Source organism: Amycolatopsis albidoflavus, from assembly GCF_039525725.1.
Lineage (GTDB): Bacteria > Actinomycetota > Actinomycetes > Mycobacteriales > Pseudonocardiaceae > Amycolatopsis > Amycolatopsis albidoflava.
Window position 1 is genome coordinate 860,154 of sequence record NZ_BAAAHV010000012.1, and the last position, 17,064, is coordinate 877,217.

16 protein-coding genes are annotated in these 17,064 nt (G+C 70.9%); 8 read left to right on the forward strand and 8 right to left on the reverse strand.

The window, feature by feature from the left end; genetic code table 11:
* Positions 1–107: 107 nt before the first annotated feature.
* A complete protein-coding gene (locus tag ABD156_RS22225) occupies positions 108–2,510 on the forward strand; it encodes a glycoside hydrolase family 2 protein (protein WP_344276742.1) in 2,403 nt (800 codons plus the stop codon).
* Positions 2,511–2,568: 58 nt separating this feature from the next.
* Here ABD156_RS22225 and ABD156_RS22230 read toward each other — a convergent pair whose 3' ends face one another.
* Positions 2,569–3,759 (reverse strand): cytochrome P450, encoded by a 1,191-nt coding sequence (locus ABD156_RS22230; RefSeq protein WP_344276745.1) that lies wholly within the window; start codon positions 3,757–3,759, stop codon positions 2,569–2,571.
* A 16-nt stretch (positions 3,760–3,775) separates the two neighbouring features.
* Complete coding sequence (locus ABD156_RS22235; RefSeq protein ID WP_344276748.1) at positions 3,776–4,285, reverse strand: PadR family transcriptional regulator; 510 nt, start codon at positions 4,283–4,285, stop codon at positions 3,776–3,778.
* Positions 4,286–4,409: 124 nt separating this feature from the next.
* Between ABD156_RS22235 and ABD156_RS22240 the strand changes: the two genes are divergently transcribed.
* Together ABD156_RS22240 and ABD156_RS22245 are read left to right on the forward strand one after the other, a co-directional pair.
* Positions 4,410–5,243, forward strand: a complete 834-nt coding sequence (locus ABD156_RS22240; protein WP_344276750.1) for an LLM class flavin-dependent oxidoreductase — start codon at positions 4,410–4,412, stop codon at positions 5,241–5,243.
* Between the two features lie 866 nt (positions 5,244–6,109).
* Positions 6,110–6,526 (forward strand): STAS domain-containing protein, encoded by a 417-nt coding sequence (locus ABD156_RS22245; protein WP_344276752.1) that lies wholly within the window; start codon positions 6,110–6,112, stop codon positions 6,524–6,526.
* Between the two features lie 273 nt (positions 6,527–6,799).
* Here ABD156_RS22245 and ABD156_RS22250 read toward each other — a convergent pair whose 3' ends face one another.
* On the reverse strand, positions 6,800–7,345 hold the full coding sequence (locus ABD156_RS22250) for a bifunctional nuclease family protein (RefSeq protein ID WP_344276754.1): 546 nt from the start codon (positions 7,343–7,345) through the stop codon (positions 6,800–6,802).
* Positions 7,346–7,564: 219 nt separating this feature from the next.
* Here ABD156_RS22250 and ABD156_RS22255 point away from each other — a divergent pair, with 219 nt between their 5' ends.
* From ABD156_RS22255 to ABD156_RS22265, 3 genes are all read left to right on the forward strand, one after another.
* Positions 7,565–8,017 carry an ATP-binding protein gene (locus ABD156_RS22255; protein ID WP_344276757.1) on the forward strand — a complete coding sequence of 151 codons (453 nt, stop codon included), beginning with the start codon at positions 7,565–7,567 and terminating at the stop codon, positions 8,015–8,017.
* Complete coding sequence (locus ABD156_RS22260; protein ID WP_344276760.1) at positions 8,014–8,799, forward strand: SigB/SigF/SigG family RNA polymerase sigma factor; 786 nt, start codon at positions 8,014–8,016, stop codon at positions 8,797–8,799. Before ABD156_RS22255 ends, ABD156_RS22260 begins: the two co-directional genes overlap by 4 nt.
* Before the next feature lie 101 nt (positions 8,800–8,900).
* A complete protein-coding gene (locus ABD156_RS22265; protein ID WP_344276762.1) occupies positions 8,901–9,314 on the forward strand; it encodes a VOC family protein in 414 nt (137 codons plus the stop codon).
* Positions 9,315–9,322: 8 nt separating this feature from the next.
* On the opposite strand, the gene ABD156_RS22270 is transcribed toward ABD156_RS22265, so the two are convergent.
* The gene (locus ABD156_RS22270; RefSeq protein ID WP_344276765.1) at positions 9,323–9,823 is read right to left on the reverse strand and encodes a L,D-transpeptidase; all 501 of its coding nucleotides are present in this window, start codon (positions 9,821–9,823) and stop codon (positions 9,323–9,325) included.
* A 116-nt stretch (positions 9,824–9,939) separates the two neighbouring features.
* Between ABD156_RS22270 and ABD156_RS22275 the strand changes: the two genes are divergently transcribed.
* Positions 9,940–10,974, forward strand: coding sequence for an LLM class flavin-dependent oxidoreductase (locus ABD156_RS22275; protein ID WP_344276767.1), 1,035 nt, complete (start codon positions 9,940–9,942; stop codon positions 10,972–10,974).
* Positions 10,975–10,982: 8 nt separating this feature from the next.
* On the opposite strand, the gene ABD156_RS22280 is transcribed toward ABD156_RS22275, so the two are convergent.
* Entirely contained in the window at positions 10,983–12,533 is a 1,551-nt protein-coding gene (locus ABD156_RS22280) for a S53 family peptidase (RefSeq protein WP_344276770.1), read from the reverse strand.
* A 138-nt stretch (positions 12,534–12,671) separates the two neighbouring features.
* On the opposite strand from ABD156_RS22280, the gene ABD156_RS22285 reads away from it, so the two are divergent.
* Positions 12,672–13,862, forward strand: a complete 1,191-nt coding sequence (locus tag ABD156_RS22285; protein WP_344276773.1) for an SGNH/GDSL hydrolase family protein — start codon at positions 12,672–12,674, stop codon at positions 13,860–13,862.
* Here the strand turns inward: ABD156_RS22285 and ABD156_RS22290 are convergent.
* The 3 genes from ABD156_RS22290 to ABD156_RS22300 form a co-directional block, all read right to left on the reverse strand.
* Positions 13,849–15,147 carry an MFS transporter gene (locus ABD156_RS22290; RefSeq protein WP_344276776.1) on the reverse strand — a complete coding sequence of 433 codons (1,299 nt, stop codon included), beginning with the start codon at positions 15,145–15,147 and terminating at the stop codon, positions 13,849–13,851. The genes ABD156_RS22285 and ABD156_RS22290 overlap by 14 nt on opposite strands.
* A gap of 127 nt (positions 15,148–15,274) precedes the next feature.
* Entirely contained in the window at positions 15,275–16,144 is an 870-nt protein-coding gene (locus ABD156_RS22295; protein ID WP_344276779.1) for an LLM class flavin-dependent oxidoreductase, read from the reverse strand.
* 14 nt (positions 16,145–16,158) lie between these two features.
* Positions 16,159–17,061 (reverse strand): alpha/beta hydrolase family protein, encoded by a 903-nt coding sequence (locus ABD156_RS22300; RefSeq protein WP_344276782.1) that lies wholly within the window; start codon positions 17,059–17,061, stop codon positions 16,159–16,161.
* Positions 17,062–17,064: the final 3 nt, after the last annotated feature.

Genomic DNA, 17,064 nt, shown 5'->3' on the forward strand with positions numbered 1-17,064 from the left:
CAGCTGACCTCTGCTGAACAAGAGCGGAAGTAAGCTCGCGCCATGCAGGCAGCGACGCTTCCCGGCGGCCCGTCCGCGCCCCGCCCCGGAACTGCCCGCCGACGGGGATGACGGGCGAGCCCTCCGGGCGGGCCTCCTGGTTCGCCGCGCACCCCCGGCGAAGTTTCCTGCTGGGGGCCGGCGCGGCGATCGCCGGTTCGGGCGCGCTCGCCGCCGCGCTTTCCCGTCCCGCGCCCCCGGTGGCGCGGGACGGGTTCGGCGCGGACTGGCTTTTCGGCCCGTTCGTGCCCGGCAGCACCGATCCGGACTTCGACGACGGCGAGATGGCGCTGGTTTCGGTGCCGCACTGCGTCGTCCCGCTGTCCTGGCAGGACTGGGAGCCGTCGGACTGGCAGCGCGTCTGGGTGTACCGGCAGCATTTCCTCGCGCCCGCGCAGCTGCGCCGGAACCGGGCGTTCCTGCGGTTCGACGGGGTGCTCAGCGCCGCGACGGTGTATCTCAACGGCCGCCGCGTCGCCATGCGCAGCGGCGGTTACCTGCCGCTGAGCTGCGAGGTGACCGGCCTGCTGACCGACAAGGACAACGTGCTCGCGGTGGTCGTCGACGGGCGCTGGCAGCAGAACACGCCGCCGGACCTGCCGGAATTCCCGAACCCGACCGCCATCGACTTCTACCAGCCGGCCGGGCTGTACCGCGACGTCCAGCTCACGGGTGTGCCGCAGACCTACCTGTCCGATGTGTACGCGCAGCAGATCGCCGTGCTGACGCCGAATCGCGAGGTGCTGCTGCACTGCACGGTGGATTCGGCGAAGGCGGTCAAAGGCCCGGTCCGGCTCACCGCCGAGCTCAGCCAGCACGGTGCCGAGGTGGCGTCGTCCTACACCGATCTCACCGGACTGCCGAAGGGAAACACCGAGGTCACGGTGTCGCTGCAAGGCCTCGACGCGGTGCAGCTGTGGGATCTGGACGACCCGGTATTGTGCGACATCCTCGTCACGCTCGCCGTCGACGGCCGGAAAGTGCACACGTACCCGGTGCGCACCGGGCTGCGCGACGCCCAGTTCACTGTGGACGGTTTCCGGCTGAACGGGAAGCCGCTCAAGCTGTTCGGGCTCAACCGGCACCAGTGGTACCCGTTCGTCGGCGGCGCGATGCCGGATCGGGTGCAGCGTCGTGACGCTCAGCTGCTGAAAGAAGAGCTGAACTGCACGATGGTCCGCTGCTCGCATTATCCGCAGGCCACGGCGTTTCTCGACGCCTGCGACGAACTCGGCCTGCTGGTGTGGGAGGAACTGCCGGGCTGGGATCACGTCGGCGACACGGCGTGGCAGGAGCTGGCGGTGCGCGACGTGCACGACATGATCGTCCGCGACCGCAACCATCCGTCGATCATCGTGTGGGGCACCCGGGTGAACGAGACACTCGGCCAATACGCCCTGTACGGAAGGACCGATCAGCTCGCCGCGGAACTCGACCCGATGCGGCCGTGCACCGGTGCCGTCGCGGGCGAACGCGGCTACGTTTCGCCGCTGTACCCGGTGAAAGCGGCGGGCGGGGTGTTCTCCTTCAACGACTACAGCCGCCCGCGGCCGGCGGGTTCCCCTCCCCCGCTGCGCCCGCCGCGACGCGGAGTTCCTTATCTGGTCAGCGAAGCGATCGGCACGCTCGTCGGCTCAGCGTACTTCCGCCGGACGGATTCCCTCGCGGTGCAACGGGAACAGAGCATGCTGCACGCCTGGGTGCACGACCACGCCGCGTCCGATCCGCGGTACAGCGGCCTGCTCGGCTGGTGCGGTTTCGACTATCCGTCCGGCTGGTATCACCACTATCGCGGCGTGAAATACCCCGGCGTGATGGATTTCTTCCGCATCCCCAAACTGGGCGCGGCTTTCTACCGCGCCCAGCGGGATCCATCCCGCGGCGCGGTGATCGAACCGGCCTTCTACTGGGATTTCGGCCCCGGTTCGCCGCCGGGCGGACCGGGTCGCGACGCGATCATCTGGTCTAACTGCGAGGTGCTGGTGGTCACCGTCGCGGGCAAGCGCCCGATCACCGTGCGGCCGGATCGCGCGCGGTTCCCGCACCTGGCGTATCCGCCGTTCTCGGTGGACTTACGGGTGAACGGCCGGACGCGCCCCGAGTTGACCATCGAGGGCCGGATCGGCGGGCAAACCGTGCTGCGCAGGCGATTCAGCGCGGACCCGGCGTACGACACCATCGCGGTGACCGCCGACGACGACCAGATCATCGCCGACGGCGCGGACACCACCCGGGTCGCGCTGCGCTCGCTCGACCGTTACGGCGCACCGCGTCCGCATGCCCGAGGAGTGCTGGCCGTCGCCGTGAAGGGCCCCGGCGTGCTGATCGGCGACCCTTACCTGGATTTCGGTGCCGTCGGCGGCGCGGCGGCGGTGTGGGTGCGGTCGATGCGCGGCACTCCGGGGACGATCACCGTGAGTGCCACGCATCCGTTCGTCAACACCGGGACTGCCACGATCGAGTCCTTGTGAGTGTTCGTGCCGGTTCTCACCGGCTGGCCAGGACCGGCTGGTTAGCCACGCACGACCCTCACCACACCACCGGCACCTGCGAAACCCCGCCCGTCAGCCGGTTCGCCCGCACCTCCAACTCGTCGGCGGGCACCGCGAGCCGCAGATTCGGGAAGCGGCGGAACAACGTCGTGAACACCACGCGCAACTCCGTGCGCGCAAGGCTCGCCCCGATGCAGAAGTAACCGCCGTAGCCGAAGGCGATGTGCGAGTTGGGTTTGCGGTCCGCGTCGAACTCGTGCGCGTCCGCGAACACCGACGGGTCACGGTTGGCCGAAGCGGTCGAGATCATCACCGCGTCGCCGCGCGGGATGCGGACGCCGCCGATTTCGACGTCCTCGTGCGCGTACCGAAGCAAGCCGAGCCCTCCCGGCGCGGACATCCGCAGGATTTCCTCGACAGTGGCGTGCACGCGCGCTTCGGGGTCGGCGGCCAGTGCGTCGCGGCGGGCGAGGTCGGTGAGCAGGAACAGCACGCCGAGGTCGATCCGGTTCGACGTGGTCTCGTGGCCGGCGAAGAGCAGTCCCGCGGCGAGCCTGCCGAGGTCGTCGTCGGTGAACGTCGGGTCGTCGGCCTGCGCGGCGACCAGGTCCGACACCACGTCCTGGCCCGGGTTCGCGCGTTTCGTGTCGGCGAGCCCGGACATGTAGGCGGTGAACTCGGTCATGGCTACCTCGGCGTCGCCGCCGCTGTCGAGCACGCCAATGCGGTCGGAGAGGTCGCGGAACTTCTCGCGGTCCTCGTACGGGACGCCGAGGAGTTCGCAGATCACCAGCACCGGCAAGGGAAACGACAGATGCTCGTGCAGATTCGCCGGCGAGCCCGCGCCTTCCATCCCGTCGAGGCACCGGTCCGCGAGTTCCTGAATCCGGCTGCCGAGCCGGCGCATCCGGTTCGCCGAGAACGCCGGGACCAGCAGGCGGCGCAGCCGGGCGTGCTCCCGCTGCTCGGTCTCGAAATCGCCCTGCGGGCCGTTCAGCACCGCGGCGTCGGAGACGGCCGAGGCGTCCTCGGGATGCGGGTGCGAACGGCCGAACCGGTTGTCCGCGAACACTTCCCGCGCCTGCTCGTAGGCCGTGACGAGCCAGGCCGGGTCGCCCGCCGGGGTCGTCACCGGGACGATCGGGCCTTCGCGGCGCAGGACTTCGTACAGCGGCGCGATGTCCAGGACGTTCGGCCTGGCGAAAGGCAGCTTGGTTGGGGTCGACATTCGGGATCCTCCTCGGTCAGCCCGCTCGCGTGCGCAACGACGCGAGCCAGTCCTGTTCGTTCTCCGCGCGGCGCTGGACCTCGGCCAGCACGAGCCTGCTCCACGGGTCGGTCTGCCCCGCGCCGAGCTTCGCGATCCGGTCCCGCTGCGCCGCGACAGCGGTCTCCCTGGCGTCCAGCACCCGCAGCCGTTCCTCCGGGGCGAGCCTGCCGAATCCCGCCAGCCGCGCCAGAAACTCGGCCGGATCGCCAGCCAGCTCCGGCGGCAGGTCGGCGAGCAGATCGTGCAGCAGCTCCCGCCCGACGTCGGTGATCGTGTAAACGTGCCGCGGCGGCCGCCCCTCCTGCGGCTCGGCGGTCCGGGTCACCGCGCCCGCTTCGGCGAACCGTCGCAGCGCCGGGTAGAGCGAGTTGTTCGACAGCGCGCGACCGCTGGATTCCTCGACCTGCTTGCGCAGCTCGTACCCGTGCCACGGCCGCTCGGCGAGCTTCGCGAGCAGGAGCACGTCGATCCACACATAGGTCACCGTAACCTAGGGTCCCGTTACCCGGCAACGTCCGAACGGCGGAGGCCGGAAGAAGATCTCGGGCCGGTTTTTTGTCGGTGCGTCCCGGTACGGTCGGGTTCGACCGATCCGGAGGGGGATCTCCATGTCAGACCACGTTCGCTACGGCCTCTACCTGCCGCCGTTCGGCCCGCTCGGCGACCCGGCGGCGTTGGTCGACCTGGCGGTCCGAGCCGAAGCCGCCGGCTGGGACGGCGTGTTCCTGTGGGACCACGTGGTGCCCGCGATGCCGCCGATCGCGGACACCTGGACCACCCTGGCCGCGATGGCGCAGGCGACGAGCCGGGTGCTGCTGGGCCCGATGGTCACGCCGCCGAGCCGCCGCCGTCCGTGGGTGCTGGCCCGCCAAGCCGCCACCGTCGCACGCCTCTCGCGCGGGCGATTGATCCTGGGAACCGGCATCGGCTCCGACGAAACGGGCGACTTCAGCCGCTTCGGCGATCCGTCCTCGCCCGGTGCTTTGTCGTCCCGGACCGACGAGGCGCTGGAGATCGTCCGCGCGATGTGGGCGGGGAAGGCCGTTGACCACCGGGGCCCGCACTACCAGGTGAGCCTGGACGCCGCCGATCCGGAGCCCTATCGCATTCCGGTGTGGACAGGCAGCACGACGCGGCACCCGCGGGTCTTGGAACGTGCCGCCGCGAGCGACGGGATCTTCCCGGACCCGGGCCCTCAGCCGCCCTCGCCCTCGCCCTCGGCGTTGGCCAGCCTGGTCGCCCAAGTCCGGCCAGCGGACCGCCCTTACGACGTCGCGGTCTCCGGCAACGCCAGCCCGGCGTGGGAAGACCCGAGCGGAGTGAATCTCGCGGCGCTCGCCGAGGCGGGGATGACATGGTGGATGGAATCGCTGATCCACTTCGACCCGCTGGAGCTCTCGCTGACCGTCGTGGACGCCGGGCCGCCTCGGATCGGCGGTTAGACGGGGTTCGATCGGGGGATTTCGGAAGCCGCGCTGTTCTCGCTGTCGAAGCTGGAGGAGGCCAGCACGAGCGCCTCTCCCGACGGCCACGGCCTTCCCGCGCAACGGATCTCCGCCGCCAGCGAGGTGCACGCCCCGCCCCGCCGGATTGTTCTTCGTCTGTCCTCCCGGCTGCCGCCGCCATCTCACGCAACGGGTCTCGGACCCCGCGCGACGGCCGGAATGTTCTTCCCGGTTCCGTTCCCAGCCACCTCCCTCATCCCGCCGCCACCGGCGTCGCCCGCCCGTCAGCAAAACGCCCCGACCGGACCGGATTGCCCTTCGCCCGCACCTCTCCCAGCCGCCGCCCCCACCCCACCGCACCCAAAACGCACCAACCCCGACCGGATCGCCCTCCACCGGCACCTCTTCCAACCACGTCCCCATCCCGCCGCCCCGAACTCCCCCACCAGCCAGCAGAACGCCCCGACCGGACCGGATCCGCCCTCCACCCGCGCCTCCCCCAGCCGCGTCCCCCAGCCCACCGCAACAGACCTCGCCCACCCGCCAGCAAACGCACCAACCCAACCGGATTGCCCTTCACCGGCCCCGTTTTCGGCGCGCGCAGCGTCGGCCTCCCCCGCGGTCGTCCGATCGTTCAACAACCGCCCGGCCCTTACCGTCCCGACCTGCGGCGGCCGTGCTCGCAGGGCGACCGGTTGCCGTCCGTCCCCCTTCGGCGGCTTCCCTGTGCGGCGGAGGGGAGCTACCGTGGAGGGTGGTTGAGCCTCCAGCCACCGTGATTCGTCCCGCGCGCCGGGATGCCCGGGGCCGGCCGGTCCGGCATTCCGCCGCAGCCCTGTGCGCGGCTCAGAGAGAGTGCCGTGATGACCGCCGCGCACAGTGCCCGACTGACCGCTCTTCCCCCGCCGGATCCGACGGGGATGCTCCGGCTGCGCGTCCGCCACCCCGCGCCGGGGACGGCCGTCGTCGAGGTCGCCGGGGAGGTTGACCTCGCTACCGCGCCTCGGCTGGCCGAGGTTGTCGAGTCCAGGCTGCGCAGCACGGTCAGCCTGGTGATCGTCGACCTTCGCCGCACGACCTTCCTCGGCGTCGCCGGGCTTCGCGTCCTGATCCGGCTGAAGCTGCTCGCCGCGGGGGCGGAGACCGATTTCTACGTCGATCCGGGCACCGCGCCCACGGTCCGGCGTTTGCTCTCGCTCTTCCCCCTGGACTGCGCACGCTCCGGTGCCGCCGAGGGGCTCACCGAGATCCCGCTGCCCCGCCCGGCCGAGAAAGCTTGACCGTCCACTGAGGACACCCAGGACGCCGATAACTACATCAGACACCGCGCAGGCGGCGCAAGCTTGAGCACAACCGCACCCCGGGGGCTGAGGCGGAATTCATCCCGCCTTGGCTAACCTGCCGCAGCCGAGACCTGGCAGCCAAGAGCCGAAGCCTCCTGCTCGACCGCCCCACAGGGGCATCACCCATGACTTCACTGGCCACACAAGGCAATCTCGGCGACCAACCGTGTTCCACGGAGCCTCGCCGCACCTTCTCCCCACGGACCGCGATCAGGCGTCCGGATCCCGGAAATCCTCCGGACTCACGTCGTCCAGCAAATCCCGGAACCGCCGGATCTCGTCCTCGGCGGCCTCCGCCGGTTCCTCCAGATCCGCCGCGGCCTCGAGCGCCGAGCCGAGCGACGCCTCGTCCCCCGCCGCGACAGTCACGTCGACCGCCGCCTCGTCCAGCACCGCTTCGGCGACCTCCAGCGGGGCGTGGGTCCGCAGCCCGATCGCGATCGCGTCGCTCGGGCGGGCCGAGACCCGCACGCCGCCGGTCAGGACGAGGTCCGCGTGGAAGATGCTGTCCAGCAGCTGGGTGATCTCGATCCGCTCCACGCGCTGGCCCAGCGCCGCCAGCACCTCGATGATCAGCTCGACCGTCCCCGGCCTCGCCGACACGACCTGTTCCTGCGCGGCGGCCAGTTCCTGCGCTTCCGGCGCGCCGATGGTGATGGCGAGCCACCGGCGCGAGCCCGATTCCTCGCGCAGCAGCACGACCGGCGCCGACTCCTGCGCCACCACGGCCAGCCCCTGCACCCGCACCTGCACCATGGGGGTCACCCCGCTTCCGAAAAGGTTCTCCCTGCTGACTACCCAACGCCCGCCGGTTTGTCACGCGAAATCGCCGTCCGCCTCACCGGAGATTCACGCGCCGGAGCGCCCGGCCCGGCGCCTCGGTCCGGGAGAACGCGGCCGCAAACGTGCCCCTGCGCACAATTCGGGAATCCCGCCGCACGTGTCGATCGCGCCGCGCCTGGGTATGCGGAGGCCATGAACGACGAGGGACCCGGCGGCCGCGCCAGCGGCGGCATGCCAGCCGTGGACCGTTTGCTCGACGAGGTGATCGAGCTGCGGCTTCCGGCGGAGACGTACCAGATCCCGCTTGTCCGCATGCTCGCGCAGGCTGTCGCCGCGCGGGCCGACTACGGGCTCGACGCGATCGCCGACGCCAAGATGGCCGTCGACGAGGCGTGCGCCCAGGTCGTCTCGACGGCGGCCCCCGGCGCGGCGATGACCTGCCAGTTCACCGTCTCGCCCGACGGGATCCGGTTCGGCGTCAAGACCCGCACGCGTCATCCCGAGCCGCCGAGCGAGCGAAGTTTCGGCTGGCACGTGCTGACCACCCTGGCCGCGAACGTGTCGGCGCGGTGCGTGCCGGACCCCGCCGAAGACGGGTACGCGCTCACCCTCGACCTCGATCTGCACCGGGAGGGGAGCGGGTGAACCAGCAGCCGGTCACCCGCCACCGCGACGAATACGCGCACACCGCGCCGCTGTTCGAGGAGCTTGCCGCTCTGCCCGCCGACGACGGGCGGCGGCCGCGGCTGCGCGAACAGCTCGTCACCGAATTCCTGCCGGTCGCCGAGCACATCGCCACCCGGTTCACCGGGCGCGGCGAACCCCGCGAGGACCTGGTCCAGGTCGCCCGGATCGGACTGATCAACGCGATCGACCGGTTCACCCCGGACCGCGGACCGGACTTCCTGTCCTTCGCCGTGCCGACGATCATGGGCGAGATCCGCCGGTACTTCCGCGACACCGGCTGGTCGGTGCGCGTGCCGCGGCGGCTCAAGGAACTGCACCTCGCGCTCAGCCGCGGTTCGGCCACCCTGTCGCAGACGCTCGGCCGCGCGCCGACGCCCACCGAACTCGCCGAGCACCTCGGCCTCGAGCTGTCCGAGGTCCACGAAGGACTCGTCGCGGGCCACGCGTACCAGACTTTGTCCGTCGACAAGCCGGTGCACGACGACGCCGAACCGCTGCTGCTCGCCGACACGCTCGGCAGCGACGACCCGGAGATCGAGCACATCGAGAATCACGAGGCCCTGCAGCCGCTGCTGCGCGAACTGCCCAAGCGGGAGCGCGCGATCCTGGTGATGCGGTTCTTCGGCGGCCTCACCCAGACGCAGATCGCCGAGCAGGTCGGGATCTCCCAGATGCACGTGTCCCGGCTGCTGTCGCAAACGCTCGAACAGCTGCGCGACAAACTCACCGGCGACCCCTGAGCATGCCCGCGACGGGGGTCGCCCGACCGGGCTTGATCCCGTTGCCGCGCCCCTTCGCAGCTGCGACGATTCGAGTCCGTCCAGTACCTGAGGAGGGCCCGATGGCCTCGAAACTCAACCCCTACATCAGCTTCGCGGGCAACGCGCGCCAGGCGATGGAGTACTACCACGGCGTATTCGGCGGCGACCTCGCGCTGAACACCTACGGGGAGGCCGGCGCCCCTGCGGAGGCCGGCAACGCGGACAACGTCATGCACGCGATGCTGGAGGGCGGCAACGGGTTCACGCTCATGGCCTCCGACGTCCCGCCGGGCATGGAGCACAACCCGGGCACGAACATCTCGATCAGCCTCAGCGGCGACGACGGCGATCTGCTGCGCGGCTGCTGGGAAAAGCTGTCCGACGGCGGAACGGTGACGGTTCCGCTGGAGAAGCAGATGTGGGGCGACGAGTTCGGCGCCTGCACCGACCGGTTCGGCATCTCCTGGATGGTGAACATCGGCCAGCCGGGCTGACCCGCCGGTCAGCCGTGCACCTCGACCTCGGCCCCCACCGGCAGCCGGTCGAAGAACAGCGCCGAATCCTCCTCGGTCAGGTGGATGCAGCCGTGCGACGGCCGGTCGAGCGGCCCGGCGTGGAAGGCGATGCCGCCCGCGGCGAAGAAGACCGAGTTCGGCATGTCGTCGCCGTACTCGTCGCTGCGGTGCACGCGGTCCTTCCACGCCACCTTGAACGTCCCGGTCGGAGTCGGCTCGCCAGGGGCGCCCGGTTCCATCGGGACCGAACGCACCACCGCGCCCTTCTCCAGCAGCCACGCCCGCCGCAGCGAGAGGCTGGCGCACGCGCCGGTGTCCACTGAGCACGGCGGGCGCGGCGGGGTGTGCGCGACCCGCGGCACGGGCAGCTCCGGCGACGGCGCCAGCGGCTGCCCGGCCGCCTGCGCCTCCGGTTCCGCCTGCGCGGCGCACCCGGCCGCGACCGCGGCCGTCCCGGCCAGCACCATCGCGACGATCTTCCCGCGCATCCGTCCGCTCCCGCCGTGCGTTCCACTGTGCTCTACGGGCGAGCGGGCCGGAAGGTTGCACCGATGACACGTCAACAACCGGTATCGTCGGCGGGCGACGACGAGGAAGTGAAGCGATGGAACTCGGCATCTACAGTTTCGGCGACCGGCCCGCCGACCCGGTGACCGGCGAGCAGGTCCCGGTCGCGCGGCGGCTAGCCGAAACGCTGGAGCGGATCCGGCTCGCCGACGAGCTCGGCCTCGGGTTCTACGGCCTCGGCGAGCACCATCTGGAACAGTTCGCGATCTCCAACCCGGCGACCGTGCTGGCCGCCGCGGCGAGCGTCACCGAGCGCATCACGCTCTCCAGCGCCGTCACCGTGCTGTCCACCGAGGACCCGGTGCGGGTGTACCAGCAGTTCACGACGCTGGACCAGCTCAGCCGCGGCCGTGCGGAACTGCTCGCCGGGCGGGGTTCGTTCACCGAGTCGTTCCCGCTGTTCGGAGCCGACCTCGCCGAGTACGACGAGCTGTTCGAGGAGAAGCTGGCCCTGCTGCTGCGGCTCGACCGAGAGGACCCGATCACCTGGTCCGGCCGGTTCCGCCCGCCGCTCACCGACGCGCACGTCTACCCGCGCCCGTACGGACGGCGGCTGCGGATTTCGGTCGGCACCGGCGGGCATCCGGAGTCGTCGGTGCGCGCCGGGCTGCTCGGCCTGCCCGTGGTGTACGCGGTGATCGGCGGCGAGCCGGAGCGGTTCGCGCCGCTCGTGGACCTCTACCGGCGGGCGGGCGAAGCGGGCGAGCACTCCCCCGGCGACCTGCACGTCACGATGAGCGCGATCGGTCTCGTCGCGGAGAATTCGCAGGACGCCAAGGAGAGTTTCTACCCGTACTGGCTGGAAACGATGAAGTACGGCGCGCGGGCCCGCGGCTGGCAGATCCCGACCCGCGCGGAGTACGACGAGTACACGCGGGACGCCACGGCGCTGTTCGTCGGCAGCCCCGACGAGGTCGCCGACCGGCTGATCGCCGTCGGGAAACTCACCGGGGCCGACCGCTACGCCATGCAGATGGACTGGTCCGGCGTGCCGCACCGCAAGGTCATGAAGGCGATCGAACTGCTCGGCGCCGAGGTCCTGCCGAGAATCCAGAAGGAATTCGGCGCCTGACTGTCCACTCAGGACTTCTTGCCGCCGAGAACCTGGTGCAGCGCCGCACCGTCGGGCACCCCGAGCCCGGTGCACGCGTCCCATCCGGCGGCGGCCGAGTACGCGCCGTTGCCGCCTTCGGTGATGTCGCGGAACCCCGGCTGCGCCTTGCCCGCGCCGACCCCGGCGTACAGCTTGCTGTGCACCAGCCCGAATCCGCGCCCGGACAGCTGCGCCAGCCTGGCCAGCAGCGCCGCCCACAACGGCGAAACCGCGCTCGTGCCGCCGACCACGATCTGCTGTCCGTCGACGAGAACCTGGTACCCCGTCGAAGGATCCGCGTTGCCTGCCACGTCCGGGACGCCGCGGCCGGGCTTGCCGTCCCCCGCCCGCGCGGGCACGCCCGCGGCCTTCTGGAAGTCCGGAACTCCGAAAGCGTCGCTCACCCCGCCGCCGGTCGCGCCGCCGCCCGAGGTGTTCCAGACGGTTTCGGAGTTCACTGTGGACGGTGGGGTGCCGTCGAGCTTGGTGCCGCCGCAGGCGAGCGCGTGCGGGCTCGACGCCGGGAAATCGACGTGCTGCGCGCCGTCGGTCTGCCCGTCCGCGCTGCCGTTGTCGCCGGACGCGCAGCACACCGTCACGCCGAGCGCGGCGGCGTCGGCGAACGCCTGGTCCATCGCGGTGCGGGCCTGCGGCGTCCACTGGTCCTCGGACTGGCCCCAGCTGATGCTGACCGCGACCGGGGTCGGCGTCGCGTGCACCGCGGTGCTCACCGCGTCCAGGAAACCCTGGTCAGTGTTCGGCGCGAAGTACACGATCTGCGCGGCTCCCGGCGCGAGCGCACCGATCACCTCGACGTCCAGCAGCACTTCCCCGTCGGCCGAATTCGGGTCGCCGGTCGGTGCGTTCTTGCCGCCGTCGACCCCGGCCGCGGTGATCTTCGGCTCGGTGATCTTCAAGCCCGAGAAGTACTTCTTCAGGTCCTCCGGCTTGTAGCCGCCGCCGAGTTCGATCACCGCGACGGTCTGGCCGGTGCCGTCGGCGTCGGCCGGGAACCCGTAGAGCTGCCCGACCTGATCCGGCGTGTACCCCTTCGCGGCGGCTTGCTTGTGCAGTCGGAACTGCGCCCGCGCCTGCGGCCGCTCGTCGAGGCCGAGCACGGCGACCACGACGTCCCCGAGCGCGGCGGGCAGTTCCAGTTCCCCGCTGCGTGCGGCGAATTCGCCGGTCTCGCCGTGGCGGACCCGGTTCAGTTCGGCCTTGAACGCGGCAGTCATCGCGCGCGCCGGGCCGCGGACCGAGACGCGGCGCGAGCCGGCGTGCGCGTCGGTGACGGTGAGGCCGGCGTCGGTGAGGACGGTGCGCACCAGGTCGAGATCGTCGGCGGTGGCCCCGTAGCGCTCGGCGAAGTCCGCGGGAGCGAGCGGCTCGCTCAGCGCGGCGACGTCCAGATCGGCGCGCCGCCGCAGCACGACGGTCGCGGTGACGGTGGCGTCCGCGTCGAGCGGGCCGAGCACCTCGGCCTCGGACAGCGCGGGACGCAGGCTTCCGGATAGCGATACCCACTGTGAGTCTGTCATCACTCCATGGTCTCCCCGTCGCGGGCCGCACACCACCGTCGTATCCCCCGTCCGGAGGCAGAACCTGTCCGGTTTTTTGTCGACCCGATGGCCGGGACCGCGGATGCCTGGCCGTGCGGGCGCGCGCACAGTGTCTCCATGAAACGGACCCTGACTCTTGCCACGGCCGCCGCGCTCACGCTGGGCGCGGTCACCGCGTCGGGCAGTGCCGAGGGCGACCTGGCCGCGCACGGCTGGGTGGGCACGTGGGCGGCGTCGCCCGCGGCCGCCGTCGCGAACACGCCGCAGGGGTATCCGAACTACTCGATCCGCAACGTCGTGCACACCAGCGCGGGCGGAAACCAGGCCAGGGTAAGGCTTTCCAACACCTTCGGCACCGCGCCGCTCGCCTTCGGCCACGTGACGCTCGCCGTCGCCGCCGACGGCCCGCGCGCCGCCAGCGGCACCATGCGCACGCTGACGTTCGGCGGACAGTCCACAGTGGTCGTTCCGCCCGGCGCCGAGGTGCTGAGCGACCCGGCGTGGCTGCGCGTCCCGGCCGACGCGAACCTGCTGGTGACCACCTACGTGCCCACGCCGTCCGGCCCGGTCACTTACCATCCGCTCGCCCAGCAGACGTCGTTCTTCACCCGCGCCGGCGATTTCGCGGGCGAGGAATCCGGCGCGTCGTTCACCGAGCAAACCGCGGTGTGGCACTACGTCAGCGAGGTCGACGTCCGCGGGCCGGCGCGCGGCACCGTCGTGACGCTCGGCGATTCGATCACCGACGGCTCGCACTCCACCCCGGGCGCGAACCGGCGCTGGCCGGACAAGCTGAGCGACCGGCTGCACGGACAGCTCGGCGTGCTCAACGCCGGGATCAGCGGCAACCGGCTGCTGCTCGACGGCGGCACCTCAGGCCGCAACGCGCTCGCCCGGCTCGCCGACGACGTGCTGACCAGCGGCGACGTCCGCACGCTGATCGTGCTGGAGGGCATCAACGACATCCAGCAGAACCCGCACCAGACCGATCCGGCGATGATCGTCTCCGCGCTGCGGCAGATCGTCGCGCAGGCCAAGGCGCAGGGCATCCGGGTCATCGGCGGCACGCTGACGCCGTTCAAGGGCTGGAAGGTCTACGACGCGACGCTGGAGAAAACCCGCCAGGCGGTGAACACCTTCATCCGGACCAGCGGGATCTACGACGGCGTCGTCGACTTCGACGCGGCCGTCCGCGATCCCGCCGATCCGCTCGCGATGCTCCCCGCCTACGACTCCGGCGACCACCTGCACCCGAGCGACGCCGGGTACCAGCGGATGGCGGACGCGGTGCCGCTCACTCTCCTGTGACCGCCACGAGCGGCTTGCGCGGGAACGCCAGCACGGCGAGGAGACTGAGCACGCCGACGCCCACCATGTACAGCGAAACGGACAACGACGTCCCGGTCGAGCTCTGCAGCGAGGCCGCGATCAGCGGGGCGAACCCGCCGCCCAGCACCGCGCCGACGGCGTAGGCGAACGACGATCCGCTGTAGCGGAACCGGGATTCGAACAGCTCCGAGAACAACGCCGACTGCGGCCCGTACGTCGCGCCGAGCCCGATGTTCAGCACCACCACCGCGACGATCAGCAGCCACGGCTTCGCGGTGTCCACGAGCAGGAAGAACGGGATCGACCAGACCACCAGCAGCACGGAACCCGCCAGATAGACCGGTTTCCGCCCGACCGAGTCCGACCAGATCGCCGCCGCGACGATGCTCGCCAGCCACACCACGCTGCCGACGATCACCACGACCAGCATCGTCGTGCTGGACAGCTTCAGCACCGAAGTGCCGTACGACAGCAGGTAAGCGAAGAAGATGTAGCCGAGCGCGGTGTTGGCGATGAAGCTGACCGCCGCCGCGAGCACCTGCTTCGGCCGCGCACGCAGCACCTCCACGATCGGCAGCTTGCTGCGCTCGCCGGTGCTGCGCAGCTTCGCGAACACCGGGCTTTCCTCCACGCGCAGCCGGATCACCAGCCCGACCGCCACCAGCACGAGGCTGACCAGGAACGGGATCCGCCAGCCCCAGGACCGGAACTGATCCGGCGACAGCGAGTTGTTGACCAGGAAGAACACCAGCTGCGCCAGGATCAGCCCGGCCGGGACGCCGATCTGCGAGAAGGATCCGTACCGCCCGCGTTTGCCTTCCGGAGCGTGCTCGACCGCCATCAGCGCCGCGCCGCCCCACTCGCCGCCGGCCGAAATCCCTTGCAGCACGCGGAGAACGACGAGCAGGATCGGCGCGATCACGCCTGCCTGGTGGTACGTCGGCAACGCCCCGACACCCGCGGTCGCGAGCCCCATCAGCAACAGCGACGCGACCAGCATCGCCTTGCGCCCCACGCGGTCGCCGAAGTGGCCCCAGACGATCCCGCCCAGCGGCCGCGCGACGAACCCGACGCCGAGCGTCGCGAACGCGGCGAGCGTGCCGGACGACGGGGACAGCGACGGGAAGAAGAGCTTGTTGAATACCAAGGCGGTCGCCGTGCTGTAGGCGAAGTAGTCGTACCACTCGATCGTCGTCCCGATCGCGCTGGCGAGCGCCACCCGCCGGACCCGTCCCGCCGTGTTCACGTCCTGCTCAAGCACCACTGCCGAGCCCCCTTCTCGTCCAGGCGCGTCATCTTGGCACGGCGGCTCCCCTCCGGTCGACCACCGGAAGGCGGGGGCTTCGCCCGTCCGGCAGCTCCGCCTCCAGCCAACCGCCCACTGAGACCGCCTAGCCCGCCTTCGCGATCAACTCCTCCGCCACCCACTCCGCGACCCCAGCCGGAAACGGCGCCGACAGCCCGAGCACCACATGGCCGAACCCGGCTTCCAGCGCCTCCCCGATCGCCGCCCGGGTGTGAGCGGGCTGGTCGTAGGACACCGGTAGGTGGATCGAGCGCGTGATCTCCGCCGGATCGCGGCCGATTTCCGCGCAGTACTCGTCCAGCATCGCGTTGCGTTCGACAGCGTCCGCGATGTCCCCGCCGGGGATGTTCCAGACGTCGGCGTGCTCGGCGACCACCCGCAGCGTCGCGCGGGCCCGGCCGCCGATGACGAACGGCGGATGCGGGCGCTGCACCGGCTTCGGGTTGCCGAACGCGCCGGTCAGCTGAACGTGTTCACCGGCGAAATCGAACGGCTGGTCCTCCGTCCACAGCTTCCGGATCACCGTGCACGCCTCGGCGAACCGGCCCACCGCGTCGGCGGTTTCCAGATACGGCAGGCCGTGCGCTTCGTATTCCCGGCGCGCCAGCGGGTGACTCGGCCGCGAGCCGACGCCGATGCCGAAATCGAGCCGTCCGCCGGACACGACGTCGACGGTCGCCGCGATCTTCGCCAGCATCGCCGGCGGGCGGAACCGGTTGCTGGTCACCAAAAGCCCGAGCCGGAGCCGTTCGGTCTGCGCGGCCAGTGCCGAAAGCAGCGTCCAGCCCTCGAAAATCGGCCCGTCCGGTTCTCCCGCGATGGGGAGGAGGTGGTCGAACAGCCAGGCGTGCTCGATGGACGGGATCGCGTCCGCTTCGCGCCAAACCTGCCGCAGCGAGGCGTACGTGGTCTGCATCGGCGCGGTCATGATGCCGAACCGCGGTTTCGTGGTCATCTCGGGAAGTCCTTTCACTCGTGCGATTCGACGCGGCCGAGCGGGCTGTCTTCGATCCCGGCCCAGCTGTCGTCGCCCGGGATGAGCGCGCTGCGGAGGTACGCCGTGGTGAGCCGCTGCTGGAGTGCGACGCGTTCGGGGCTTTCGTCGGTGGTTTCCTTGGCCTCGTAGCCCGAGATGCCGCCGAGCGAATGCTCCGCGCCGAAGAGCGTCAGCAGGCTCTTCTCCCCCGGGCTGAGCCGGTACGCGTCGGTGAACCAGTCCGGGCCGCGCACGGACAGCATCGAATCGTCCTGGTCCCCCGCGATGATCAGCGCGGGTGCCTTCAGGTTGTCGAAATTCGGGCTCATGAACGGGAAATGCTCGGCCGCGAATAGCGACAGGTCCGCGCCGCCGGTGCCGGTGAGCGCGAACAGTACGCCGGCGGTCACGCGCGAATCGGACAGATCCTCGCCGACACTGCCGTCCGCCTCGACGACGCGCGCGCCCAGCAGCATGCTCGCCGACTGCGCACCCCAGGAGTGCCCAGCGACGGCGATCCGGCTGTGGTCGACTCGTCCGCTGAGCCCAGGCAAGGCCGCCTCGACGGTGTCCAGCTGGTCGATGACGTGCCGGAGGTCTTCGACCCGCAGCCGCCAGATGTTCGGCGTGCGCGGGTCTTCCGCGGGCAGCGCACGGGTCCGCGAATCGAGGTGAGTCGGTTGCACGACAACGAATCCGTGCGCGGCCCAGTAGTCGGCGAGCGGGCCGTAACTGTCGAGGGACTGGCTGAATCCGTGCGAGAACACGATCACCGGAAGATCCCGGCCGGACGCCGGGGCGGACACGCGCACCGGCAGATCCTCGCCGCGGCCCGGCGCGTCGAGCCGCACCGGTTTGACCGAAACGACCGGAGTCGCGGGCTGTACTGCAGACATGGG